At 71.9% G+C, this 23,522-nt stretch carries 18 protein-coding genes and 1 pseudogene; 3 read left to right on the top strand and 16 right to left on the bottom strand.

The window, feature by feature from the left end:
- Nucleotides 1-100: 100 nt before the first annotated feature.
- The 7 genes from topA to bldG form a co-directional block, all read right to left on the bottom strand.
- Nucleotides 101-2,941: a type I DNA topoisomerase gene (topA, locus tag ACFYR0_RS21085; protein WP_389329996.1), complete on the bottom strand. Its 2,841-nt coding sequence runs from the start codon at nucleotides 2,939-2,941 to the stop codon at nucleotides 101-103.
- Nucleotides 2,942-3,361: 420 nt separating this feature from the next.
- Nucleotides 3,362-3,559 carry a hypothetical protein gene (locus tag ACFYR0_RS21090; protein WP_389329999.1) on the bottom strand — a complete coding sequence of 66 codons (198 nt, stop codon included), beginning with the start codon at nucleotides 3,557-3,559 and terminating at the stop codon, nucleotides 3,362-3,364.
- 360 nt (nucleotides 3,560-3,919) lie between these two features.
- Nucleotides 3,920-5,458, bottom strand: a complete 1,539-nt coding sequence (locus tag ACFYR0_RS21095; protein ID WP_389330002.1) for a methyltransferase — start codon at nucleotides 5,456-5,458, stop codon at nucleotides 3,920-3,922.
- 66 nt (nucleotides 5,459-5,524) lie between these two features.
- A complete protein-coding gene (locus ACFYR0_RS21100) occupies nucleotides 5,525-6,142 on the bottom strand; it encodes a small secreted protein (protein WP_386384190.1) in 618 nt (205 codons plus the stop codon).
- 185 nt (nucleotides 6,143-6,327) lie between these two features.
- Nucleotides 6,328-8,733, bottom strand: coding sequence for a sodium-translocating pyrophosphatase (locus ACFYR0_RS21105; RefSeq protein ID WP_389330005.1), 2,406 nt, complete (start codon nucleotides 8,731-8,733; stop codon nucleotides 6,328-6,330).
- Nucleotides 8,734-9,040: 307 nt separating this feature from the next.
- Nucleotides 9,041-9,475 carry an ATP-binding protein gene (locus ACFYR0_RS21110; RefSeq protein ID WP_389330008.1) on the bottom strand — a complete coding sequence of 145 codons (435 nt, stop codon included), beginning with the start codon at nucleotides 9,473-9,475 and terminating at the stop codon, nucleotides 9,041-9,043.
- A gap of 106 nt (nucleotides 9,476-9,581) precedes the next feature.
- Complete coding sequence (gene bldG / locus ACFYR0_RS21115; RefSeq protein ID WP_356691665.1) at nucleotides 9,582-9,923, bottom strand: anti-sigma factor antagonist BldG; 342 nt, start codon at nucleotides 9,921-9,923, stop codon at nucleotides 9,582-9,584.
- Between the two features lie 77 nt (nucleotides 9,924-10,000).
- On the opposite strand from bldG, the gene ACFYR0_RS21120 reads away from it, so the two are divergent.
- Entirely contained in the window at nucleotides 10,001-12,469 is a 2,469-nt protein-coding gene (locus ACFYR0_RS21120) for a DEAD/DEAH box helicase (RefSeq protein ID WP_389330011.1), read from the top strand.
- A gap of 259 nt (nucleotides 12,470-12,728) precedes the next feature.
- Here the strand turns inward: ACFYR0_RS21120 and ACFYR0_RS21125 are convergent.
- The 7 genes and pseudogenes from ACFYR0_RS21125 to ssd form a co-directional block, all read right to left on the bottom strand.
- Nucleotides 12,729-13,103, bottom strand: a pseudogene (locus ACFYR0_RS21125) (Rv3654c family TadE-like protein); the annotation flags it as partial.
- Nucleotides 13,104-13,141: 38 nt separating this feature from the next.
- Nucleotides 13,142-13,510, bottom strand: coding sequence for a TadE family type IV pilus minor pilin (locus ACFYR0_RS21130; RefSeq protein WP_389330014.1), 369 nt, complete (start codon nucleotides 13,508-13,510; stop codon nucleotides 13,142-13,144).
- On the bottom strand, nucleotides 13,497-13,718 hold the full coding sequence (locus ACFYR0_RS21135; RefSeq protein ID WP_386386701.1) for a DUF4244 domain-containing protein: 222 nt from the start codon (nucleotides 13,716-13,718) through the stop codon (nucleotides 13,497-13,499). The genes ACFYR0_RS21130 and ACFYR0_RS21135 overlap by 14 nt, the downstream gene beginning before the upstream one ends.
- A 210-nt stretch (nucleotides 13,719-13,928) precedes the next feature.
- Nucleotides 13,929-14,723: a type II secretion system F family protein gene (locus ACFYR0_RS21140; RefSeq protein WP_389330019.1), complete on the bottom strand. Its 795-nt coding sequence runs from the start codon at nucleotides 14,721-14,723 to the stop codon at nucleotides 13,929-13,931.
- Nucleotides 14,720-15,583 (bottom strand): type II secretion system F family protein, encoded by an 864-nt coding sequence (locus ACFYR0_RS21145; protein ID WP_389330369.1) that lies wholly within the window; start codon nucleotides 15,581-15,583, stop codon nucleotides 14,720-14,722. The genes ACFYR0_RS21140 and ACFYR0_RS21145 overlap by 4 nt, the downstream gene beginning before the upstream one ends.
- Nucleotides 15,584-15,588: 5 nt before the next feature.
- Nucleotides 15,589-17,004, bottom strand: coding sequence for a TadA family conjugal transfer-associated ATPase (locus ACFYR0_RS21150; protein ID WP_389330022.1), 1,416 nt, complete (start codon nucleotides 17,002-17,004; stop codon nucleotides 15,589-15,591).
- Nucleotides 17,001-18,104 carry a septum site-determining protein Ssd gene (gene ssd / locus ACFYR0_RS21155; protein ID WP_386386697.1) on the bottom strand — a complete coding sequence of 368 codons (1,104 nt, stop codon included), beginning with the start codon at nucleotides 18,102-18,104 and terminating at the stop codon, nucleotides 17,001-17,003. The genes ACFYR0_RS21150 and ssd overlap by 4 nt, the downstream gene beginning before the upstream one ends.
- 585 nt (nucleotides 18,105-18,689) lie before the next feature.
- On the opposite strand from ssd, the gene ACFYR0_RS21160 reads away from it, so the two are divergent.
- Entirely contained in the window at nucleotides 18,690-19,523 is an 834-nt protein-coding gene (locus tag ACFYR0_RS21160; protein ID WP_389330025.1) for an HAD family hydrolase, read from the top strand.
- A 422-nt stretch (nucleotides 19,524-19,945) separates the two neighbouring features.
- On the opposite strand, the gene ACFYR0_RS21165 is transcribed toward ACFYR0_RS21160, so the two are convergent.
- A complete protein-coding gene (locus ACFYR0_RS21165; RefSeq protein ID WP_389330028.1) occupies nucleotides 19,946-20,770 on the bottom strand; it encodes an oxidoreductase in 825 nt (274 codons plus the stop codon).
- A 101-nt stretch (nucleotides 20,771-20,871) separates the two neighbouring features.
- Between ACFYR0_RS21165 and ACFYR0_RS21170 the strand changes: the two genes are divergently transcribed.
- On the top strand, nucleotides 20,872-21,867 hold the full coding sequence (locus ACFYR0_RS21170) for an ATP-binding protein (RefSeq protein WP_389330031.1): 996 nt from the start codon (nucleotides 20,872-20,874) through the stop codon (nucleotides 21,865-21,867).
- A gap of 210 nt (nucleotides 21,868-22,077) precedes the next feature.
- Here the strand turns inward: ACFYR0_RS21170 and ACFYR0_RS21175 are convergent, their stop codons facing one another.
- The gene (locus tag ACFYR0_RS21175; RefSeq protein ID WP_389330034.1) at nucleotides 22,078-23,352 is read right to left on the bottom strand and encodes a hypothetical protein; all 1,275 of its coding nucleotides are present in this window, start codon (nucleotides 23,350-23,352) and stop codon (nucleotides 22,078-22,080) included.
- Between the last annotated feature and the right edge of the window lie 170 nt (nucleotides 23,353-23,522).

Here is a 23,522-nt window from a genome sequence, read left to right on the forward strand (position 1 = left end):
ACCCGAACACGCGAACGTCCCGGCGCCTCACAGGCACCGGGACGTTCGCCGGGCGAACGCTCAGGGCTCGTGGAACGCCCTGATCGGAAGTCCGGCGGAATCAGTCCTCGACGGACGCGGAGGATGCCGCGGTCTTCTTGGCGGCCGTCTTCTTGGCGGCCGTCTTCTTGGCCGTCGTCGTCTTCTTCGCGGCCGCGGTCTTCTTCGCCGTGGTCGTCTTCTTGGCGGCGGTCTTCTTGGCCGTCGTCGTCTTCTTCGCCGGGGCCTTCTTCGCCGTCTTCTTGGCGGGACCCTTCGCGCGCTTCTCGGCGAGCAGCTCGTAGCCGCGCTCCGGGGTGATGTCCTCGACGCTGTCGCCGGAGCGCAGGGTCGCGTTGGTCTCCCCGTCGGTGACGTACGGGCCGAAGCGGCCGTCCTTGACCACGACCGGCTTCTCGCTGACCGGGTCGGTGCCCAGTTCCTTCAGCGGCGGCTTGGCGGCCGCGCGACCGCGCTGCTTGGGCTGGGCGTAGATCGCCAGCGCCTCTTCCAGCGTGATCGTGAACAGCTGGTCCTCGGTCTGCAGCGACCGCGAGTCCGTGCCCTTCTTCAGGTACGGGCCGTAGCGGCCGTTCTGGGCGGTGATCTCCTGGCCCTCGGCGTCCGCGCCGACGACACGCGGCAGCGACATCAGCCGGAGGGCGTCGTCCAGGGTGACCGTGTCCAGCGCCATCGACTTGAACAGCGAGGCCGTCCGCGGCTTCACGGCGTTCTTGCCGGTCTTGGGGGTGCCCTCGGGGAGCACCTCGGTGACGTACGGGCCGTAGCGGCCGTCCTTGGCGACGATCGTGTGGCCGCTGACCGGGTCGGTGCCCAGTTCGTAGTCGCCGCTCGGCTTGGCGAGGAGTTCCTCGGCCATCTCGACGGACAGCTCGTCGGGCGCCAGGTCCTCGGGGATGTCGGCGCGCTGGTGGCCCTCGGCGTCCTTCTCACCGCGCTCGATGTACGGGCCGTAGCGCCCGACGCGCAGCACGATGTCGTTGCCGACGGGGAACGACGACACCTCGCGGGCGTCGATCGCGCCCAGGTCGGTCACCAGTTCCTTGAGGCCGCCGAGGTGGTCCCCGTCGCCGTTGCCGGCGTCGGCCGCGCTGCCGTCGTGGGTGCCCTCGCCGAAGTAGAAGCGCTTCAGCCACGGCACGGACTGGGCCTCGCCGCGGGCGATGCGGTCGAGGTCGTCCTCCATCTTCGCGGTGAAGTCGTAGTCGACGAGCCGCCCGAAGTGCTTCTCCAGGAGGTTGACCACGGCGAAGGAGAGGAAGGACGGCACCAGGGCCGTGCCCTTCTTGAAGACGTAGCCGCGGTCGAGGATCGTGCCGATGATCGACGCGTACGTCGACGGTCGGCCGATCTCGCGTTCCTCGAGCTCCTTGACCAGGCTGGCCTCGGTGTAGCGGGCCGGCGGCTTGGTGGCGTGGCCGTCGACGGTGATCTCCTCGGCCGAGAGGGCGTCGCCCTCCGTGACCTGCGGCAGCCTGCGCTCGCGGTCGTCCAGCTCGGCGTTCGGGTCGTCGGCGCCCTCGACGTAGGCCTTCAGGAAGCCGTGGAAGGTGATCGTCTTGCCGGACGCGCTGAACTCGACGTCCCGGCCGTCGGCGGCGGTGCCGCCGATCTTCACGGTCACGCTGTTGCCGGTCGCGTCCTTCATCTGGGAGGCGACGGTCCGCTTCCAGATCAGCTCGTAGAGCTTGAACTGGTCGCCGGTCAGGCCGGTCTCGGCGGGCGTGCGGAAACGATCACCCGACGGGCGGATCGCCTCGTGCGCCTCCTGCGCGTTCTTGACCTTCCCGGCGTACGTGCGCGGCTGCGCCGGCAGGTAGTCGGCGCCGTACAGCTGCGTGACCTGGGCACGGGCGGCGGAGACCGCGGTGTCCGACAGCGTCGTGGAGTCCGTACGCATGTAGGTGATGAAGCCGTTCTCGTACAGCTTCTGGGCGACCTGCATGGTCGCCTTGGCGCCGAAGCCGAGCTTCCTCGACGCCTCCTGCTGCATCGTCGTCGTACGGAACGGGGCGTACGGCGAGCGGCGGTACGGCTTGGACTCGACGGACCGCACGGAGAACCGGGTGTTCTCCAGGGCGGCGGCGAGCGCGTGGGCGTTCGCCTCGTCGAGGTGGAGGGTGTTCGCGCTCTTGATCTGTCCCAGGGAGTCGAAGTCGCGGCCCTGCGCGACCCGCCTGCCGTCGACGGTCTGCAGGCGCGCGACCAGCGACGACGGGTCCGAGGAGTCCCCCGCACGGCCGGTGGCGAAGGTGCCCGTCAGGTCCCAGTACTCAGCAGAACGAAACGCGATGCGCTCGCGTTCCCGCTCGACCACCAGGCGTGTCGCGACGGACTGCACGCGGCCCGCCGACAGCTTCGGCATGACCTTCTTCCACAGGACCGGCGAGACCTCGTAGCCGTAGAGGCGGTCGAGGATGCGGCGGGTCTCCTGGGCGTCGACGAGCTTCTGGTTGAGCTGGCGCGGGTTGGCCACGGCGGCCTGGATCGCGGACTTGGTGATCTCGTGGAAGACCATCCGCTTGACCGGGACCTTGGGCTTGAGCACCTCCTGGAGGTGCCAGGCGATGGCCTCGCCCTCGCGGTCCTCATCGGTGGCGAGGTAGAGCTCGTCGGATTCCTTCAGCAGGTCCTTGAGCTTCTTGACCTGGGCCCGCTTGTCGGCGTTGACCACATAGATCGGCTCGAAGTCGTGTTCGACGTCCACACCGAGGCGGCGGACTTCGCCGGTGTACTTCTCCGGCACCTCCGCGGCGCCGTTCGGAAGGTCGCGGATGTGCCCGACGCTCGCCTCGACGATGTAGCCGGGGCCGAGGTAGCTCTTGATCGTCTTCGCCTTGGCAGGCGACTCGACGATCACGAGTCGGCGGCCGCCATTCGCGGTCTCGCTGGTCGGGGACAACTTCGCTCTTCTCTCCGGTCGACGCTGGGGCCTCCCCAGGCCTTGCTTCCCGGGGTCGGGTGGTGACGCTGCGGAGTGTGACGGTACATCCCGCCCACGTGTCAAACGGGAAAAGCCCGCAACGGCCACTCGAACGGTAACCCGACTACCGCCCTTCCTGCCGCCCGGAGTGTCCAGCGGTTCGTTCCGGTCTATCCGGAGTGTGCCCTCCCTATTACTGCGGAGCCCGCGCTTCCGGGCCGCCCGCCCGACACTTCCCGGCCATGTTCCGGAGGCCTCGGCGACGCCCCCGCCCGCGGCCTGTCGCGCCCGGACCTGCGTCTACGTCCGACACGGCCGAATCTGCGATCATCCGTGGCAGGAGCGCCGGCGCGGTGCGCCCGCGGCCTCGGCGCGGCGGCCCGGGAACCCGCCCGCGGCTCAGATCTGAGTGAAGCACCACACGCCGACGGCGAGTGCGGTCACGGCGACGACGCCGGAGGCACCGGCCGACAGGAACTGCCGCACTCCGTCCGCGACGGGTTCCCGGTGCCGCACGCGGACCGCTGTCCACACCAGCAGGGCGCCTCCGAACAGGGCGAACACCCCTCCCGCGAAGATCGCCGGTCCGCTCTCCATGGCCGCCCGTCCCTTGTCTCACGTCCCGCGTACCGAGCCGACGTGAGGTTGACACGCGCGGGCTGCGTGGAGGCGAACCCCAGGTGAACGGGCGGCCGACGGGACGGTGCGGACGTCTTCCGGCGCACCCGGCCATGGCGGACGCGGGCCATGGCGGACGCGGCGGGACTGTACGCCGCCCGCCGCCGTGGGCAGCCCCGGGCCCGCCGTGGTGCGCGACCACCACCGCGGCGGGTCGCGCAGATCGACGCGATCTCGCCGGTGCGGCGGAGGTGGTCGGGCGCGGTTCGCAGTCAGGGGTCAGCGGTCCGCAGTCCGTGGTCAGCGGTCCTCGGTCCGCAGTCCGCGGTCAGCCGCGCGTCAGGCCCCCGGCTCCAGGAAGCCCTGCTCCACCAGCACACGGATCTGCGCGGGTGTGCGGTCGCGCAGCAGGACCGGGTCCTCGCCGATCAGCTGGGCGATGGCGTCCAGGATGCGGCCGGCGCTCAGCGAGCCGTCGCACACCCCGGCGAAGCCCGCGCCGACCGTGTCGACCTTGGTGGCCCGGCGCATACCGCGGTTCTGACGCAGCACCACGTGTTCCGGGTCCTCGGCGCCGGGCAGCCCGACCTGCTCCTGCACGACCTCCGCGGCCAGCCTGAACCGGTCCTCCAGCAGGGCCGCGTCGTCGCGTCCGCGCAGATAGTCCAGACGCTCGAAGTGGGCGCGCACCGTGTCACCGAGCGGCTGCTCGACAGGGTGCGGCCACTCCTCGACCGTGAGAGAGGGCTCGGCGGCGTCCGTCCGGCGCAGGGTGATCCAGCCGAACCCGACGGCCTTCACCTTGCGCGCCTCGAACTCGTCCAGCCATGCGTCGTACCGCGACTGGTACTCGGCCTGGTCGCCGCGGTGGTCACCGGCGTCCCGGAGCCACAGCTCGGCGTACTGAGTGATGTCCTGCACCTCGCGCTGCACGATCCAGGCATCGCACCCGCGCGGCACCCACGACCTGAGTCTGTCCTGCCAGTCCTCCCCTTCCACGTGCTGCCAGTTGGCGAGGAACTGCGCGAACCCGCCCACGTTCAGCCGTTCCCCCGCTCCCTGAACGAGCGAGCGGCACAGATCGTCCCCGGACATGCCGCCGTCGCGGTAGGTCAGGCGGGCGCCGGGCGAGATGACGAAGGGCGGGTTGGAGACGATCAGGTCGTACGTGTCGCCGTCGGGCAGCGGTTCGAAGAGCGAGCCCTCGCGCAGATCCGCGGCAGGGGCGCCGGACAGCGCCAGCGTGAGCGCGGTGATGTGCAGCGCGCGCGGGTTGAGGTCGGTCGCCGTGACACGCGTGGCGTGCTGCGCGGCGTGCAGCGCCTGGATGCCGGAGCCGGTGCCCAGGTCCAGCGCGGAGGCTACGGGCGTGCGGACGGTGATGCCGGCCAAGGTCGTGGAGGCGCCGCCGACCCCGAGCACGACGGCCGTGTCCGTCTGACGGCCCCGGCCCGCGATGCCCCCGGCCCCGCCGACGGCGCAGCCCAGGTCGGACACGATGAACCAGTCCTCGCCGTCGAGCCCGCCGTACGGCCGTACGTCGACGGTCGCGGCCACCTCGTCGCCGGCCGGCACCAGCCAGCCGCCGTCCAGGCACTCGGCGACGGGGAGCACGTCCGCGGCCCGTGCGCGCGGGACCGGCTCCTGGAGCAGGAACAGCCGCGTCAGCACTTCCAGGGGCGTGTCCCCTCGCGTCGCCCGCAGGGCCGGCACGGTCTCGCTGCGGGCGAGGGCGGCGTAGGCGGGGGCGCCGAGGAGGTCGAGCAGTCCGTCGGCGGTGAAGTCCGCGGCGAGCAGGGCCTCGCGCAGCCGGGTGGCCACGTCGGGGCGGTCGGCGGAGGGCAGGGGGGACGGGGTGGCGTTACTCACGCCCCCCATTGTGACGGCCCTCCGCCGAACACTCAGCTCTTCCGGCCCCTCCCAGGAGGGGCCGGGCGGCGAGGATCAGCCGTTCGTCGCCGGGGCCGAGGCCGGGGCAGAGGTGCGCTTGCAGCTCTCCTGCTTGCTCATCGCCTGGCCGACCTCGCCCTCCTCCAGGGTCGTCAGGGCGTCGCTGCCGCTCTTGCTGAGCTTGTCCAGCTCGGTGGCGATGTCCTTCAGACCGTCGGCGAACTTCGCCTGGTCCTTGGTGTTCAGCGCGTCGACCTGCTTCTTCAGCGAGGCGTACGACGCGGAGATGGTGTTGAGCTCCTTGACCGCGTCCTGCTGCTTCTTCTCGCCGTTCTCGACGTTCGGGGGCCCGGCCTTGCCGACGGCCGTGCCGATCGCCTTGTAGGCGTCGGACATGTCCTGGAAGGCCTGCGAGTCGGCCTTCTGGACCTCGGCCGGCGTGCTGTTGTCCGAGGCCTCCTTCTTGATGGCCTCGTTGGCGGCCTCGATCTTCTTCGCCTGGGGCTGCACGGCGTCGCAGACCTGCTTGGCCCAGGCGTCCAGTTCCTCGTTGCCGTCGTCACTGCTGCATCCCGACAGCGCCAGTACCAGTACCGCACCGCCGGACAGTGCGGCCGCGAGCTTCTTGTTCACCGGATTGGTCCCTTTCCATGGCTCTCGGCCCCGGAACATACACGCCAAACGGGCTACACCCGCAGAACAAGCGTCCGCTCTGTCTGGTTTTGACGCCATTTGCACCACGGGAGAGAAGGCTCACGAGAGAACCGTCCGGCAGGACCGCACACGAACGGGGCGGGCGGACGGCGCGTCAGCACGCGCCGCCCGCCCGCCCCTTGGAGCGGCCGCCGTACGACGGACTACGAAACCACCGCGGGATCGGCCGACTTGGACGCGGTCCCGGAATCGTCCTCGTCCCCCACGGCGATACCGCGCCGCTTGGAGACGTACACCGCGCCCACGATCACCGCGAACGCCAGCACCGACACCAGGATGCGCACGCCCACGCTCTTGTCGGCGCCGTAGGAGAACTTGATGATCGCCGGCGCGATGAGCAGCGACACCAGGTTCATCACCTTCAGCAGGGGGTTGATGGCGGGGCCCGCGGTGTCCTTGAAGGGGTCGCCGACGGTGTCGCCGATCACCGTCGCCGCGTGCGCCTCGCTGCCCTTGCCGCCGTGGTGCCCGTCCTCGACGAGTTTCTTGGCGTTGTCCCACGCGCCACCGGAGTTGGCGAGGAAGACCGCCATCAGCGTGCCCGCGCCGATCGCGCCCGCGAGGTACGCGCCGAGCGCGCCGACGCCGAGCGTGAAGCCGACGAAGATGGGCGCCATCACGGCGAGCAGACCGGGCGTGGCCAGCTCCCTGAGCGCGTCCCTGGTGCAGATGTCGACGACCTTGCCGTACTCCGGTTCCTCGCTGTAGTCCATGATCCCGGGCCGTTCCCGGAACTGCCGGCGCACCTCGAAGACCACCGAACCCGCCGACCGCGAAACGGCGTTGATCGCCAGCCCCGAGAAGAGGAAGACGACCGCGGCGCCCGCGATCAGGCCGACGAGGTTGTTGGGCTGGGAGATGTCCATCGACAGGGTCATCGCAGAGCCCTCGCCGCCGAGTTTCTCGCCGACGTCCCGGGCGCCGGTGATGATCGCGTCCCGGTACGACCCGAAGAGCGCCGCCGCGGCCAGGACGGCGGTGGCGATGGCGATGCCCTTGGTGATGGCCTTCGTGGTGTTGCCGACGGCGTCGAGGTTGGTGAGCACCTGCGCGCCCGCGCCCTCGACGTCGCCGGACATCTCGGCGATGCCCTGGGCGTTGTCGGAGACCGGCCCGAAGGTGTCCATGGCGACGATGACACCGACCGTGGTGAGCAGGCCGGTGCCGGCCAGGGCCACCGCGAACAGCGCCAGCATGATCGACGTACCGCCGAGCAGGAAGGCGCCGTAGACGCTCAGTCCGATCAGCAGGGCGGTGTAGACGGCCGATTCGAGCCCGATGGAGATACCGGCGAGGACGACCGTGGCCGGGCCGGTGAGGGAGGTCTTGCCGATGTCCCTCACCGGGCGGCGGGTGGTCTCGGTGAAGTAGCCGGTCAGCTGCTGGATGACGGCGGCCAGCAGGATGCCGATGCCCACCGCGACGAGGGCGAGGATCCGCGGGTCGCCGCCCTTGGCCTGGATGGCCGCGTCGGTCACCCCGTCGAGCTCGGCGTACGAGCCCGGGAGGTAGAGGAAGACCGCCGCCGCGACGAGGACGAGGGAGATCACCGCCGAGACGAAGAAGCCGCGGTTGATCGCCGTCATACCGCTGCGGTCGGACCGGCGCGGGGCCACCGCGAAGATGCCGATCATGGCCGTGACCACGCCGATCGCGGGCACCAGCAGCGGGAACGCCAGCCCGGAGTCGCCGAAGGCCACCTTGCCCAGGATCAGCGCGGCCACCAGGGTCACGGCGTACGACTCGAAGAGGTCGGCCGCCATGCCCGCGCAGTCGCCGACGTTGTCGCCCACGTTGTCGGCGATGGTCGCGGCATTGCGCGGATCGTCCTCCGGAATGCCCTGCTCGACCTTGCCGACCAGGTCGGCGCCGACGTCGGCGGCCTTGGTGAAGATGCCGCCGCCGACACGCATGAACATGGCGATCAGCGCGGCACCGAGACCGAAGCCCTCCAGCACCTTCGGCGCGTCGGCCGCGTACACCAGCACCACGCACGAGGCGCCCAGCAGGCCGAGCCCCACCGTGAACATGCCGACGACGCCGCCCGTACGAAAAGCGATCTTCATCGCCTTGTGCGAGACCTCGGTGAGATCCTTTTCCGGTTGGCCTTCCGCCGGAGTCGCTTCCCGAGCGGCCGCGGCGACGCGCACATTGCTGCGCACGGCGAGCCACATGCCGATATAGCCGGTGGCCGCCGAGAAGGCGGCACCGATCAAGAAGAACACCGACCTTCCGGCGCGCTGATTCCAGTCGTCCGCGGGCAGCAGCATGAGCAGGAAGAACACGACGACGGCGAATACGCCGACCGTGCGAAGCTGCCGGGTCAGGTAGGCGTTGGCGCCTTCCTGGACGGCTGCCGCGATCTTCTTCATGCTGTCGGTGCCCTCGCCCGCCGCGAGCACCTGGCGCAACAACATCCCCGCGACCACCAGGGCGGCCAGGGCGACGACCGCGACGACCACCACGAGGACGCGGTTGCCGTCGGTCAGGACTGCGGCTGCGAAGGTCGTGGGGTGATCAAGCTGATGAGTGGTAGAAAGCCCCGCCATTCGTCCTCCTTGACGCTTGGGCTGAGCTCAAGATGTGGACGGATTCTAGGTACCGGAACCTGATCAAAACAGTGCGCCGTAAATGGAATTTGCAATCCAGCAGTAATGCCCTGAAGGCATTGACCGGTGATCCATTGAATGGATCATCCAGCGAGTACCCAGATCGTGAAGCAATTCACGAAATGCATCGCCGGGAACAGTACGGATCGGTAGGAACTCCTGCCGCAACCACTGTAGGCGGGGGCACTGACAGCCGCACACGCAGAAAGGCCCTGCCTGCGGCAGGGCCCTTCGGGTGAACGGGGGGTCAGGCGAGCGGCACCGCCACCGGCGGAGTGGTGGGCCAGGTCATCCGGATCTGCCCGCCGTGCTCCCCGGCGGTGACCTCCACGTCGTCGACGAGGCCGCTGATGACCGCGAGGCCCATCTCGTCCTCCTCGGCGTCCGCGTCCTCACCGGCCGCGCCGGGCGCCCGGTCACCGGGGGCGGAGCGGGGCGCCTCGTCGCCGACCTCGATGGAGAACTGCTTCTCCTCCTCGATCAGCAGCACCTTCACCGGCGTGGTGATCCCGGCGCTCTGGTGCAGCCCCACCGCGCGCGTGCACGCCTCGCCGACGGCGAGCCGGACCTCGTCGAGGACCGCCTCGTCCACTCCGGCCCTGCGTGCCACCGCGGCCGCCACCAACCGGGCGGTCCGCACATGCTCGGGCAGCGCGCTGAAGCGGAGTTCGACGGTGGCCATGCATCCCCCTCAAAGCTATGGGCGTGCTGTCGGGGTCCGGCCGCAGTGCGCCCGGACCCCCGGTTGAACCGTGCCGAGCCGGGCCGCAGGGGCCCGGCATCGGTGATCAGTCGGTGGCCTCCACCGCTTCCGCGACCGAGGTGTGAATGGGGAACACCTTGGTCAGACCGGTGATGCGGAAGATCTTGAGAATGCGCTCCTGGTTGCAGACCAGACGCAGGGAGCCCTCATGGGCACGTACCCGCTTCAGGCCGCCGACCAGTACGCCGAGACCGGTGGAGTCGAGGAAGTCCACGCCCTCCATGTCGACGACGAGGTGGAAATTCCCGTCGTTCACCAGCTCGACCAGCTGCTCACGCAGCTTGGGCGCGGTATATACGTCGATTTCGCCACCGACCTTGACGATCGTGCGATCGCCGACGGTCTCGGTCGACAGGGACAGGTCCACGGATCCTCCAGCACCTTGCTATCGAGCGGTCACCCTTGGGCACCTCGGCGGAGCCCCCGGGAGGTTCGCCAGCCGCGATGGCATTCAATCACTTACCGGCAGGCGTGCACGACGCCTTGAGCCCATTGTCCGTCACGCCGGTGACACACTCGGTGCCGATGGCCAAGAATCACCGATCCGATCGACACCCGACGGACTCCGCGCTCCGCCCGGCCCCGGGCACGGTCCTGGACCGTCTCGCCTCGGGCCCGAGCCGGGCCTCGCGCATCACTCATACGGAGCACTTGCCCCCGCGCGAGGGCCGCCATGCCGTCTGGCCCGACCGGATCTCCGCGCAGGTCGTGGCCGCCGTGCAGGCCGCGGGCGTCGAGCACCCGTGGGAGCACCAGGTACGAGCCGCCGAGCACGCCCTGGACGGCGAGTCCGTCGTCGTCGCCACCGGCACCGCCTCCGGCAAGTCGCTGGCCTATCTGGTACCCGTGCTCTCCACTCTTCTGGAGGGTTCCAGGGCTCCGAACGGCCGTGGCGCCACCGCCCTGTACCTCGCCCCCACCAAGGCCCTGGCCGCCGACCAGTGCCGCTCCGTGCGCGCCCTGGCCCAGCCACTGGGCAACGCGGTGCGCGCGGCCGTGTACGACGGCGACACGCCCTTCGAGGAACGCGAGTGGATCCGCCAGTACGGCAACTACGTCCTCACCAACCCCGACATGCTGCACCGCGGGATACTCCCGTCCCACCCGCGCTGGTCCTCCTTCCTGAAGGCCCTGAAGTACGTCGTCGTCGACGAGTGCCACACCTACCGCGGCGTCTTCGGCTCGCACGTCGCCCAGGTACTGCGCCGACTGCGCCGTCTGTGCGCCCGCTACGGCTCCTCCCCCGTGTTCCTGCTGGCCTCGGCCACCGCCGCCGACCCGTCGGTGGCCGCCCGCCGGCTCACCGGGCTGCCGGTGGTCGAGGTCGCCGACGACGCCTCCCCCAGAGGGGAACTGGTGTTCGCCCTCTGGGAGCCCCCGCTCACCGAGATGCAGGGCGAGAAGGGCGCGCCGGTCCGCCGCACGGCCACCGCCGAGACCGCCGACCTGCTCACCGACCTCACGCTCCAGGGCGTCCGCAGCGTCGCCTTCGTCCGCTCCCGGCGCGGCGCCGAGCTGATCTCGGTCATCACCCAGGAGAGACTGGCCGAGATCGACCGCTCCCTCACCCGGCGCGTGGCCGCCTACCGCGGCGGCTATCTGCCCGAGGAACGCCGCGCCCTCGAAAAGGCCCTCCACTCCGGTGAACTCCTCGGCCTCGCGGCCACCACCGCCCTCGAACTCGGCATCGACGTCTCCGGTCTGGACGCCGTCCTCATCGCCGGCTACCCCGGCACCCGCGCGTCCCTGTGGCAGCAGGCCGGCCGCGCGGGCCGCTCCGGCCAGGGCGCCCTCGCCGTCCTCGTCGCCCGCGACGACCCGCTGGACACCTATCTGGTCCACCATCCGGAGGCCCTGTTCGACCGTCCGGTGGAATCGACCGTCCTCGACCCGGACAACCCCTACGTCCTCGCCCCGCACCTGTGCGCCGCCGCCGCGGAGGTCCCGCTCACGGAGGAGGACCTGGAGCTGTTCGGGCCCACCTGCGCGGATCTGCTGCCGCAGCTGGAGACCGCGAAACTGCTGCGCCGCCGCACCAAGGCCTGGCACTGGACCCGCCGGGAGCGGGCAGCCGACCTCACCGACATCCGCGGCGGGGGCGGCAGCCCCGTGCAGATCGTCGAGTCCGGCACCGGGCGTCTGCTCGGCACGGTCGACGCCGGCTCCGCCCACACGACCGTCCACGAAGGCGCCGTCCACCTCCACCAGGGCCGCACCTACCTCGTCCGCTCCCTCGACCTGGACGACTCCGTCGCCCTGGTCGAGGAGGCCGTTCCGCCCTACTCGACCGTCGCCCGCGACACCACCTCCATCTCCGTCCTCGAGACCGACACCGAGATCCCCTGGGGCGACGGCCGTCTGTGCTACGGCTCCGTCGAAGTCACCAACCAGGTCGTCTCCTTCCTGCGCCGCCGCCTCATCACCGGTGAGGTGCTCGGCGAGACCAAGCTCGACCTCCCGCCCCGCACCCTGCGCACCCGCGCGGTGTGGTGGACCGTCACCGAGGACCAGCTGGACGCCGCCCGGATCGACCCGGAGATCCTCGGCGGCGCCCTGCACGCCGCCGAGCACGCGTCGATCGGCATGCTGCCCCTCTTCGCGACCTGCGACCGCTGGGACATCGGCGGCGTGTCGGTCCCGCTCCACCCCGACACGCTCCTGCCCACGGTCTTCGTCTACGACGGCCATCCGGGCGGCGCGGGCTTCGCCGAACGCGCCTTCCACACCGCCCGCGCCTGGCTCACGGCCACCCGCGAGGCCATCGCCTCCTGCGAGTGCGACAGCGGGTGCCCGTCCTGCATCCAGTCCCCCAAGTGCGGGAACGGCAACGACCCGTTGCACAAGCGGGGGGCCGTGCGGCTGCTCACGGAGCTGCTTCGCGGGGCGCCTGCGGAGGGTCCGCCCACGCAGTGATACCGCGAGGGTCCGCCCCTGTACTGATTCCGCGAGGGGCCGCCGCCGTACTGGCTCCGCGAGGGGCCGCGCCTGTACTGATTCCGACCGGGTCCGTCCCCGCACTGATTCCGCGAGGGGCCGCGCCCGTTTCAATTCCATGCGGGGCCGGCGCCGTTATGATTCCGCGTCGGCCCATCCCCTCACGGACCCCTGGGCCGTCCGTCCCCGCGCCGGCCCCCAGGCGGTCGGCCTCCGCGTCGAGCCCCGGAGGGCTCAGCCCCGTGCCCGGCCCCTGGGGGTCCGTCCCCGCGGGGCCCGCCCGTGCTCTCGCCTCCGCCGTGAACGGCCCCCTTGCGGAGGCCGCCGTCACATCCGAGATCTCCCCGCTCAGCACGCACCGCACCAGCCGCACGCCCTGCGCTCCCGCCACCCGTGCGGCGTGCTCGCAGGCCGCCGCACCGCCCTCCGGCCAGCGGTCCGCCGCGGCCAGCGCCGCCATGTCGGCACCGCGCGCGGCATGGTGGCGCACCACCACGGCCTGACCCAGGGCGAGCACGACACCGAACACGACACACAGCACGGCGATCGCGCCGACGCTCCACACGGTGGCCGAACCCCGGTCGGAGCCGTACGGCCGTCCGGGTGCCGACAAGCCGGCGGCAACCCGGTGCCCCCTGCCCGCAGCCCCTCTCACGACCCCACCCCCACCGTCTCCTCCGCCGCGGCCACGGCTTCCTCCCGCACCTCGAAGGGCAGGCCGGTCAGCGCGGCCGGCTCGGCCACCACGGTCACCCGGACGAGGTCACCCTCCCGGGTGACGGTCACCCGGGCACCGGGGGGCGCCACCTCGCGGGTCACCTTCACGACGGCGTCCTCGGGGTCCTGCCGCGCCGCCGCACGGGCACCGGTCCTGGCCGCGTCCATGCACTGGATCTGCGCGGCCACGGCGAGCAGGCCCCACACGAGCGCCATCGCGAACATCACCAGCACCGGCAGCACCACCGCCGACTCGGCCGTCACGAAGCCACGGTCGCCCCGCCCCCGCTCATTTCCCCGCATCGAGGGCCCGCTTCACGATCGCCTGAAGTTCGGCGCTGACCTGCCCGCTGGTGACGACCTTGTAGAGCACCACCGCGAACGCGGCCGCCGCGACGATGCCGAGGGCGTACTCCGAGGTCACCATCCCCGCGTCCCGTCGCCGCGACCGGCACCAGCCGCGCATCCCGCACACCAGGGCGCCCAGCCGCGCCCGTACCACTCCGTACATCTCAACCTCCGTTATTTCTCGTTCCGTTCGGTTCTCTTCGACTGCCACCGGCTCCGATTCGCCGGCTCCGACTCCCTGACTCCAACTCGCTGGCTCCGTCCACCACCTCCGCCGCCGCACCCGCCGACCCGTCGCCGCCCCTCCGCTACCGCCCCGATCCACCACCCCCGTGCCGCGCCGCAGTCACCGGCCGACCTCCGCCACCCACCGTCACCGGCCCCCTCCCAGCACCTCGCCGGCCAGCCCGATCACGACGGGCAGCACGCCCACCGCGATGAACGCGGGCAGGAAGCACAGCCCCACGGGTGCCGTGACCAGGACGGCCGCGCGTCTCGCGCGGGCCGTCGCGGTGCGGGTCCAGTCGGCGCGGGCGTCCGCCGCGAGCCGGGAGACGGGCCCGGCCGCCGGAAGCCCGGAGACGTCGGCGCGCTCCAGCAGCCGCGCCAGGCCCTGCGCGCCCGGCACCGCGGCGAGTCCGCGCCAGGCCCCGGCCGGTTCACCGCCAAGTCGCACCTCGGCGGCCCCTCGCGCGAGCGCTTCTCCGACGGGACCGCCCAGCGCCTCCCCGACCGCCTGAGCGGCCGCCACCGGGCCCGCTCCGGCGGCGATGCAGGCGGCCAGCAGATCCGCTGCGAGGGGGAGTTGACGGGCACCCTGGGCCGCTCGCACGGCATCGAGCGCCCGCGCGGTGCCCTCCGCGGCCGCACGGCCGCGCCGCCATCGGCACAGGGCTCCCGCCCCGGCCAGACCGGCCAGGACCCCGGTGAACCCGCCGACCAGCACCCACCCGGCGCACACCACGCCGACCGGTTCCGACCAGGTCCGCAGTGTGGGGAGGACGCGTGGGGGCGAGCCGCGGCCCGCCGCCTCCACGGCGAGCAGCGCGGCCAGCCGTCGCCGGACCAGGCGCTCGCGCCGCAGCACTGCCAGCCGGTGGGCCACCCAGACCACGGCGGCGCCCGTCACCAGAACCAACCACAGCCTGTGGACAACCTCCTGACTCATGCCGCCTCCGCTCCCCGGACGATCCGCAGCGCCCACCACAGGCCGACGCCCTCCAGCAGCACGCCGGCCAGCAGACAGCCCAGCCCGGCCCCGGTGTGCAGCAGCACCCGCAGCGGGTCCGCGCCGAGGGCGGTGCCGAGCAGCAGGCCGAGGGCCGGAAGCCCGGCGAGCATCACCGCGGTGGAGCGGGCGCCCGCCAACTGGGCCCGTAGATCGGCCCGCTGTTCGCGCTGCGCCCGCAGCGCCCCTTCGAGCCGGTCGAGTCCGGCGGCCAGACCCGCTCCCTGGTCCACGGCCACCCGCCAGCACGCGGCCAGTCCCAGCAGCCCTCCCGCCCCTGGGCGCCGGGCCGCCGTCGCGAGCGCCCCGGGCACGTCCCCACCGAACCGGGCCGCCGCCAGCACCGCGGGCTGCGCCTCACCGAGGCCGCCGGACTCCTGCGCGGCCCGCAGCAGCGCCTCACCGGGCTGCCGACCGGCCCGCACCTCCCCGGCGAGCACCCCGCACAGCGCGATGACCGCGTCCCTCCGCCGTTCCCGCGCCAGCCCGGCCTCCCTGGCCAGCCGCACCCGCCGCAGCACCGGCAGCCCGGCAGCTCCCACGACGGCCGGGAGCACCGAGGCACCCAGCGCGGCCAGCACCAGGCCCACGGCGAACGACCACCACTCGGGCCGCACCCGCTCCCGCACGCGCCGCAGGCAGCCGGCCGGCCACGGCCACCTGGGCGGCGGCCCCGTGCCCACCGCTCCGCCGCCCGCCAGCAGCAACCGCGCGCGCCGGGAGCCGGACTGCCGCTCAGCGGCCAGCCAGGCGGCCACGGCCGCACCCACCAGGGCCACCGCGATCCCCATCTCGCTCATCACGCTCACGCGCCCTCACCCCTTCCGTCTACCGGCGGCGGCCCACCGGCCTCCACCGCGCCGCAGTCGTCCCGGAGCAGCTCCCGCAGCCGCTCCCACCCCCGCTCGCGCACGAACGCCCTAGCGCCCCACCGCAGCGCGGGCACCGTGCGCACCAGCCCGGCCGCGTCCCGCTCCAGCACATGGACCTCGGCGATCCGCCGCCTCCCGGCCCGGTCGCGCGCCAGATGCAGCACCACCGACAGGGCGGCGGCCAACTGGCTGTGCAGTGCGGCACGATCGAGCCCGGCAGCCGTACCAAGGGCCTCCAGGCGGGCGGGGACATCGGCCGCCGTGTTCGCGTGCACCGTGCCGCCGCCGTCGTGGCCGGTGTTCAACGCCGCGAGCAGGTGCACCACTTCGGGGCCGCGCACCTCGCCCACGACCAGCCGGTCCGGCCGCATCCGCAGGGCCTGGCGGACCAGGTCCTCGAGGGTGACCAGGCCGGCGCCCTCCTGGTTGGCGGGTCTGGTCTCCAGGCGTACGACGTGCGGATGGTCGGGCCGCAGCTCCGCCGAGTCCTCGGCCAGCACGATCCGCTCGCCCGGCCCGACGAGCCCGAGCAAGGCGCTGAGCAGGGTCGTCTTGCCGCTGCCGGTGCCTCCGCTGATCAGGAAGGACAGCCGCTCCCGCAGCAGGGCTCGCAGTACGCGGTCCCCGCCCGGCGGCACCGTGCCCGCCGCCATGAGCTCGTCGAGCGTGAACGCCCGCGGCCGCACCACACGCAGGGCCAGACAGGTGCAGCCGACGGCGACCGGGGGCAGTACCGCGTGCAGCCGGGTGCCGTCGGGCAGCCGGGCGTCGGCCCAGGGCCGGGCATCGTCGAGACGTCGCCCGGCCACCGCGGCCAGCCGCTGCGCGAGCCGGCGTACCGCCGCGGCGTCGGCGAAGGCGACCCGGGTCAGTTCCAGGCCACCGCCGCGGTCGACCCAGACCCGGTCGGGAGCCGACACCAGTACGTCGGTCACCGAGGGATCGGCGAGCAGCGGCTCCAGCGGCCCGCTCCCGATCAGCTCCGACCGCAACTGCTCGGCCGCTCCCAGCACTTCGGCATCGCCGAGCACCCGTCCCTGCTCCCGCAGAGCCTGGGCGACCCGGGCGGGCGTCGGCTCCGCCCCGCTCTCGGCCAGCCGCCGCCGCACTCCCTCCAGCAGTTCGGGCGTCAGCCCGCCACCTGCTCCCGGCCGTACCGCAGCCAGTTCGGGCGTCAGCCCGCCACCCACACCCGGCCGCCGTACGCCCGGCCGCACCGCGGCACCCGTTCCGTCGCCGCTCCCACCGGGCCGCCCCGCGCTCCCCGGCGGCACGGCCCGCTCCCCGGCACCGCCGTAGGCCGCGCCCCGCCTCGCGGCGGGCGGTCCGAGTCCGGACATCGCGTTCATGCCGCACCCGCCTCGATCAGCGCCCGCTCCCAGAACTCCTTGCAGAAGCGGGCCAGCGGTCCGCGCCCGCCCGCGCCCGGCGGGGATTTCCGGCCGTGCGGCCGCAGCAGAGCGGACTCGACCGGGACCTCCCCGATGAGCGGCAGCCCGAGAAGTCGCGCGACCTCCCGTTCGTCGAGGCCTGGTGCATAGGGGCCTCGGACCGCGACCCGCAGATCGCGCAGGACCATGCCGAACGCGGCGGCCACACGGCCCGCCGCGGCGACGGCACGCAGTTCGGCGGGGACGACGAGGATGCCGACGTCGAGCTGGGACAGGGCTTCGGCGACGCTCTCGTCGAAGCGGCGGGGCAGGTCGACGACGACCGTGCCGCCCCGGCGCCGGGCGGCCGCGAGCACCGCGCGCACGGCCTGCGGCGGGACGGCGACGCGGTCGCCGCGGTCCCAGCTGAGCACCCGCAGGGAGTGCAGCTCGGGCAGCGACTCCTCCAGGGCCCCGCTGCCGACCCGTCCGTGTGATCCGGCGAACGCGGGCCAGCGCAGCCCGGCGGTGGTCTCGCCGCCGAGCAGCACGTCGAGTCCGCCGCCGAGCGGGTCGGCGTCCACGAGCAGGGTCCGTACCCCGTCGCGCGCGGAGGTGACGGCGAGAGCGCAGGCGAGCGTGGAGGCTCCGGCGCCACCGCGGCCGCCGATCACGCCGACGGTGAGCGCGGGCCGGCCGACGCCTTCAGCGACATCGGCGATACGGTCGACGAGCCACTGTTCGCCGTCGGGGAGCATCAGGACGTGGTCGGCGCCGATCTCCACGGCCCGCCGCCAGACCCCGGAGTCGTCCTGGTCACGCCCCACCAGCACGACTCCACGCCTGCGGGCGGCCCCGCGCACCCGGCGGGCGGCGTCGTCACCGACCAGCACGAGCGGTGCGGCCTCCCAGCCACCCCGGCGGGCGGGCACGGCGGGATGGACCTCGGGCGTGGCGCCCGCGGCGGCGCACAGCCGCAGCAGATCGTCCAGAAGCCCGGCGTCCTCGGTGACGATGAGCGGTCTGCCCTGCCGACCCCCGGCCGCGGGCGATGGTTCGTGAGTGATGACGTCGGCCATGGCGCGACTTCCCCCTTCGCTGCGTGTCCCGCGCGGCCTCTTCGGCCCCGCGTTTCCCATCCGTGTGAAGAACCGGGAGACCGGCCTCCATTTGAGCGGCCGACAGAAACCGGCCAAACGCCCCCGACAAACGAGAAGTGGTCACGAACTCGTCGCGTTCGGAGCGCGCTGGAATCACGGTGCAGCGATCCCGGAAATGGTGTGGATCTTGGTCAATTACTGTGGACGGCCAGGTGGCTGTGAATATCGCCGTCACCCATACCGGTGACCCCTGCACCGCCTCCTGGACGACTCCCGCAGAGGAGTCCGACGACTACTCAGGGTGACGAACCGTGGGCGTGACGAAGGGGCGGCCGCAGCCGCCCCGAAGCGGCTCAGCGCCGCGCGAAGAAGAAGAAAACCCACCCGGACATGCGACGACCCCCGCCGGGGGGGAGAGCGGGGGTCGTCCCCACGGCCGACTCGGGGGGGGAGGAGCCGGACCGGGTTAGCACGGTCGCGAACGATCCGTGACTTCCATGGTGTACCCGAGAGCCTTCTCAGGCAAACCCACACGCCCCACCTTACGCCGAATGGGCTGCGCCTATGCTCTGGGTCGTGGAAAACCACTCGATGCCCCGCACAGCCGCCTTCTTTGACCTGGACAAGACGGTCATTGCGAAGTCGAGCACACTCACGTTCAGCAAGTCGTTCTACCAAGGCGGTCTGATCAACCGCCGGGCCGCCTTGCGTACCGCATACGCACAGTTCGTCTTCCTCGTGGGCGGCATGGACCACGATCAGATGGAACGCACCCGCGACTACCTCTCCCAGATGGTGCGCGGCTGGAACGTCCAGCAGGTCAAGGAGATCGTCGCCGAGACACTGCACGACATCGTGGACCCGATCATCTACGACGAGGCCGCCTCGCTGATCGAGGAGCACCACACCGCCGGCCGGGACGTGGTGATCGTCTCCACCTCGGGCGCGGAGGTCGTCGAGCCCATCGGCGAGCTGCTCGGCGCGGACCGCGTCGTCGCCACCCGGATGGTCGTCGGGGACGACGGCTGCTTCACCGGGGAGGTGGAGTACTACGCGTACGGCCCCACCAAGGCGGAGGCGATCAGGGAGCTGGCGGAGTCGGAGGGGTACGACCTTTCGAGGTGTTACGCCTACAGCGACTCGGCGACCGACCTGCCGATGCTGCAGACCGTGGGCCGTCCGCACGCCGTGAACCCGGACCGGGCACTGCGCCGCGAGGCGATCGCGCGCGGGTGGCCGGTTCTCGACTTCCACCGGCCCGTGCGGCTCAAGCAGCGGCTGCCCGCCTTCTCCGTACCGCCGCGCCCGGCGCTCGTCGCCGCCGCCGCGATCGGCGCCGCGGCGGCCACCGCGGGGCTCGTCTGGTACGCCAGCCGACGCCGGGCGACAACGGCCTGACCTGCGGCGGGCGTTGCCCGCACCGGACGCTCGACGGGACCGCGGCCTGTTTACGTCCTGTTTGAACCTAAAAGTAAAGAAGTATGGCCAGGACTACCGCTTGCTCCCGACCTGGAGTACAAAGGAGTCAACGGCCCGCGAGACCAAGGACATCCGCGAGGATCACCTTCACTACGCATTTGGCCCCACGGACCGCGCATGAACATCGGGCACCCACGCGACGTCGACCCGTCGATTACGGGCCAGCCGCACCAGGTGACGGGCAAAGACCCCGGCCTGATGGGCAACATATCGAGGACGCTTGGTAACCCGGTGAACATGCCAGCGGCGGTACGAGGACTCGTACCGCCGCAACTCTTTTCAGCCCCCGCGACAGGCCCTGCCACAGCCCCCGCGACAGGCCCTTCGGCAGGGAGGACGGCCTACGCCGCGCCGCGCTGGAGCGCCTCGCACACCGCCGTCGACTCGCGCGCGCCCAGCTCGATCGCCCTGCCGCAGTGCGCGATCCAGGCGGCCATCCCCTCGGCCGTGCCGGAGACATAGCCGTCCAGCGCCGCCAGATAGGCCGCTCGGCCCAGTTCGGCGTGGCCGACCTCGGCAGGGCAGACGGACTTGGGGTCGAGACCGCTGCCGACCAGGACGATCCGCTCGGCCGCGCGCGCGACGAGGCCGTTGTGCGAGCCGAACGGGCGCAGCGCCATCAGCTCACCGTGTACGACGGCCGCGCTGACCAGCGCCGGAGCCGAGCTGCCCGCCACGATCAGCCCGGACAGGCCCTCCAGCCGTGCGGAGACCTCGTCCGCGTCCGGCAGCGGCAGCTCCACCAGCGGCTCGTCCACGGGCTCGCCCGCCAGGCGCGGGCGCCCCGAACGCTCGGTGTCGTCCGCGGCGGCCACCAGGTGCAGCCTGGCCAGCACCCGTAGCGGCGACTGCCGCCAGATGGACAGCAGCTGGCCCGCCTCGGCGGTCAGCCGCAGCGCGCCGCCCATCAGACGCGCCTCGTCGTCACCGCTGAAGTCGGTGCGCCGGCGCACCTCCTCCAGGGCCCAGTCCGCGCCGGACAACGCCGCCGAACCCCGGGCGCCGCGCAGCGCCGCCTCGGAGGTGATCTCGTTGCTGCGGCGGCGCATGACGCGGTGCCCGTAGACCCGGTCCACGGCCTTGCGCACGGATTCGACGGAGTCGGCGACGCCGGGCAGTGCGCCCAGGGCCGCGAGCGGATCGGCGGTCGCGCCTGTCGTACTCATGGGTACGACAGTACGCAACCGGCGCCCACACCCCACGAAGGAGTGGTCTTCTTCACGTCCGGCCCGTCGGGCCGCACCCCGCGCCACTACGCTTTATGAACATGAAAATTGCTTTCGTCGGGAAGGGCGGCAGCGGCAAGACCACCCTGTCCTCCCTGTTCATCCGCCATCTCGTGGCCACCGGAGCGCCGGTCGTCGCGGTCGACGCCGACATCAACCAGCACCTCGGCGCCGCACTGGGCCTCGACGACTCTGAGGCCGCCGCCCTGCCCGCGATGGGCGACCGGCTGCCGCTGATCAAGGACTACCTGCGCGGCGCCAACCCGCGCATCGTCTCCGCCCAGACGATGATCAAGACCACTCCGCCCGGCGAGGGCTCAAGGCTGCTGCGGGTCCGCGAGGACAACCCGGTCTACGACGCCTGCGCCCGGCCGGTGGAACTCGACGGCGGTGCCGCCCGTTTGATGGTCACCGGCCCTTTCACCGACGCCGACCTGGGGGTCGCCTGCTACCACTCCAAGACCGGAGCGGTGGAGCTGTGCCTGAACCACCTGGTCGACGGGCCCGGCGAGTACGTGGTCGTCGACATGACGGCGGGCTCCGACTCCTTCGCCTCCGGCATGTTCACCCGCTTCGACATCACGTTCCTCGTCGCCGAGCCGACCCGGAAGGGGGTCTCCGTCTATCGCCAGTACAAGGAGTACGCCCGCGACTTCGGCGTCGAGCTGAGGGTCGTCGGCAACAAGGTGCAGGGCCAGGACGACCTCGACTTCCTGCGCGACGAGGTCGGCGACGACCTGCTCGTCACGGTGGGGCACTCCGACTGGGTGCGCGCCATGGAGAAGGGCCGGCCGCCCCGCTTCGAGCTCCTGGAGGACGACAACGCCCGTGCCCTGCAGGCGTTGCGGACCGCGGCCGACGCGACGTACGAGGGGCGTGACTGGGAGCGCTACACGCGCCAGATGGTCCACTTCCATCTGAAGAACGCCCAGTCGTGGGGCAACGAGCGCACCGGGGCCGACCTGGCGGCGCAGGTCGACCCCGGTTTCGTGCTGAGCGAGAGCGTCCTGAGCGAGAGCGTCACACAGCCTGCGTGACGCTCCCGGATCCGGGTCCGCCGGGTTCCGGGTCTGGGCGGGTTCCCGGTCCGCCGGGTCCGCGGTCCGCCGGGTCCTCGGTCCGCCGGGTCCGCGGTCCGCCGGGTCCCGGGTCCGTGAGGCACCGGGTCCGGCGACGGGCGTGCGCACACTCCCTAGGACACCGCGCCCCGGGACACCGCGGTCGCGCCCGCGCGGCCGATGCTGCTCCTACTGCCGCGCGGCGGGTGCTCCCGGTACGCCCTTCGGGGCCGGGGCCGGGGCGGCCGCCAGGAAGGACTCCCAGCCCTGCCGGGGAGCCTCGCCGACGTTCAGCGTGCGCAGCTTGGCCAGGGTCTCCGGGTCCTGGGCGTCCAGCCAGTCGGCGAGCTGCCGGAAGGAGACACACCGCACCTCGGACCTGGTGCACACCCGCTCGATGACCTCCTGGATGGCCCGCATGTAGGTGCCGCCGTTCCAGGACTCGAAGTGGTTGCCGATGATCAGGGGCGCCCGGTTGCCGTCGTAGGCGCGCTGGAACCCGGCGAGCAGGCCGTCGCGCATCTGGTCGCCCCAGAACGTGAACTTGGCCGGGTCGCCCTGGGTCTTGGTGCCCGACTGGTTGACCATGAAGTTGTAGTCCATGGTGAGCTGCTCGAAGGTGCGGCCGGGGAAGGGCACGAGCTGCATGGACAGGTCCCACACCCCTTCCTTCTTGCCGGGCCAGACCTGGTTGTTGACGCCGCTGGTGTCATAGCGGAAGCCCAGTTCGCGGGCGGCCTTGCGGAAGTTGCTCTGTCCTTCCAGGCAGGGCGTGCGGGCGCCGATGAGCTCCTTGTCGTAGTCGAAGGGCAACGGGGCCGCCTCGGTCATCCCGGTGTTGGACTTCCAGGACTTCACGAAGCCCTTGGCCTGGGCGATCTCGTCCTTCCACTCCTCGACCGACCACTCGCCGACACCGCCGCCCTTGCCGCAGAAGTGGCCGTTGAAGTGGGTGCCGACCTCGTTGCCCTCCATCCACGCCAGGCGCAGCTGCTTCACGGTGTCGGCGATGCCCTGCTGGTCGTTGAAGCCGATGTCCGAGCGGCCCGGGGAGTGCTGCGGGGGCCGGTAGAGGTCGCGCTTCTCCTCGGGCAGCAGGTACACACCGCTGAGGAAGTAGGTCATGGTCGCGTTGTTGTCCTTGGCGACCTTGCGGAAGTGGGAGAACAGTCTCTGGCTGTCCTCGCCCGCGCCGTCCCAGGAGAACACCACGAACTGCGGCGGCTTCTGACCGGGCTTCAGCCGCTCGGGCCTCGGCAGATGCGGCTGGGCCCCGGTGTAGGCGGTGGAGCCGTCGCCGATGAGGCGGGTCACGCTCTTGGGCGCCGGAGCCGCCGGCTTCGCCTTCTGCGGGCCCGGCACTCCCTGCCCCGAACCGGGGGCGCCCGTCGTGCAACCGGCCAGCGACGCGGCACAGGCCGCGACGGCCACAGCGCCCGCGGCGATCCTCTGGGTGGCGGCCATCTCCGCCCACCTTCTTCCTTCTCTCAGGCCAACGCTGATGACGGCGTGTGCGAGGTGATGTGCCGGGCGAGCCGACAGCGCCGCAAACCTCGCACGGGACCGAGAGGGAATAAGTACGACAAGCCGATCGAAAGAGGGCTTCACTCATCGGAGTGGCACATTGACCCATT

The sequence above is a fragment of the Streptomyces sp. NPDC005017 genome, assembly GCF_042873115.1.
In the GTDB taxonomy this organism is placed as follows: Bacteria; Actinomycetota; Actinomycetes; order Streptomycetales; family Streptomycetaceae; genus Streptomyces.

Excerpts from the sequence above, each read along its gene's own strand:
- ACFYR0_RS21150 (WP_389330022.1), bottom strand. The coding sequence starts at position 17,004 with ATGAACGCGATGTCCGGACTCGGACCGCCCGCCGCGAGGCGGGGCGCG.
- ACFYR0_RS21095 (WP_389330002.1), bottom strand. The coding sequence starts at position 5,458 with ATGGGGGGCGTGAGTAACGCCACCCCGTCCCCCCTGCCCTCCGCCGAC.
- ACFYR0_RS21090 (WP_389329999.1), bottom strand. The coding sequence starts at position 3,559 with ATGGAGAGCGGACCGGCGATCTTCGCGGGAGGGGTGTTCGCCCTGTTC.
- ACFYR0_RS21140 (WP_389330019.1), bottom strand. The coding sequence starts at position 14,723 with ATGAGTCAGGAGGTTGTCCACAGGCTGTGGTTGGTTCTGGTGACGGGC.
- ACFYR0_RS21160 (WP_389330025.1), top strand. The coding sequence starts at position 18,690 with ATGCTCTGGGTCGTGGAAAACCACTCGATGCCCCGCACAGCCGCCTTC.
- ACFYR0_RS21145 (WP_389330369.1), bottom strand. The coding sequence starts at position 15,583 with ATGAGCGAGATGGGGATCGCGGTGGCCCTGGTGGGTGCGGCCGTGGCC.
- ACFYR0_RS21170 (WP_389330031.1), top strand. The coding sequence starts at position 20,872 with ATGAAAATTGCTTTCGTCGGGAAGGGCGGCAGCGGCAAGACCACCCTG.
- ACFYR0_RS21175 (WP_389330034.1), bottom strand. The coding sequence starts at position 23,352 with ATGGCCGCCACCCAGAGGATCGCCGCGGGCGCTGTGGCCGTCGCGGCC.
- ACFYR0_RS21120 (WP_389330011.1), top strand. The coding sequence starts at position 10,001 with ATGGCATTCAATCACTTACCGGCAGGCGTGCACGACGCCTTGAGCCCA.
- ACFYR0_RS21105 (WP_389330005.1), bottom strand. The coding sequence starts at position 8,733 with ATGGCGGGGCTTTCTACCACTCATCAGCTTGATCACCCCACGACCTTC.
- ACFYR0_RS21100 (WP_386384190.1), bottom strand. The coding sequence starts at position 6,142 with ATGTTCCGGGGCCGAGAGCCATGGAAAGGGACCAATCCGGTGAACAAG.
- ACFYR0_RS21165 (WP_389330028.1), bottom strand. The coding sequence starts at position 20,770 with ATGAGTACGACAGGCGCGACCGCCGATCCGCTCGCGGCCCTGGGCGCA.
- ACFYR0_RS21135 (WP_386386701.1), bottom strand. The coding sequence starts at position 13,718 with ATGTACGGAGTGGTACGGGCGCGGCTGGGCGCCCTGGTGTGCGGGATG.
- ACFYR0_RS21130 (WP_389330014.1), bottom strand. The coding sequence starts at position 13,510 with ATGCGGGGAAATGAGCGGGGGCGGGGCGACCGTGGCTTCGTGACGGCC.
- ssd (WP_386386697.1), bottom strand. The coding sequence starts at position 18,104 with ATGGCCGACGTCATCACTCACGAACCATCGCCCGCGGCCGGGGGTCGG.
- ACFYR0_RS21110 (WP_389330008.1), bottom strand. The coding sequence starts at position 9,475 with ATGGCCACCGTCGAACTCCGCTTCAGCGCGCTGCCCGAGCATGTGCGG.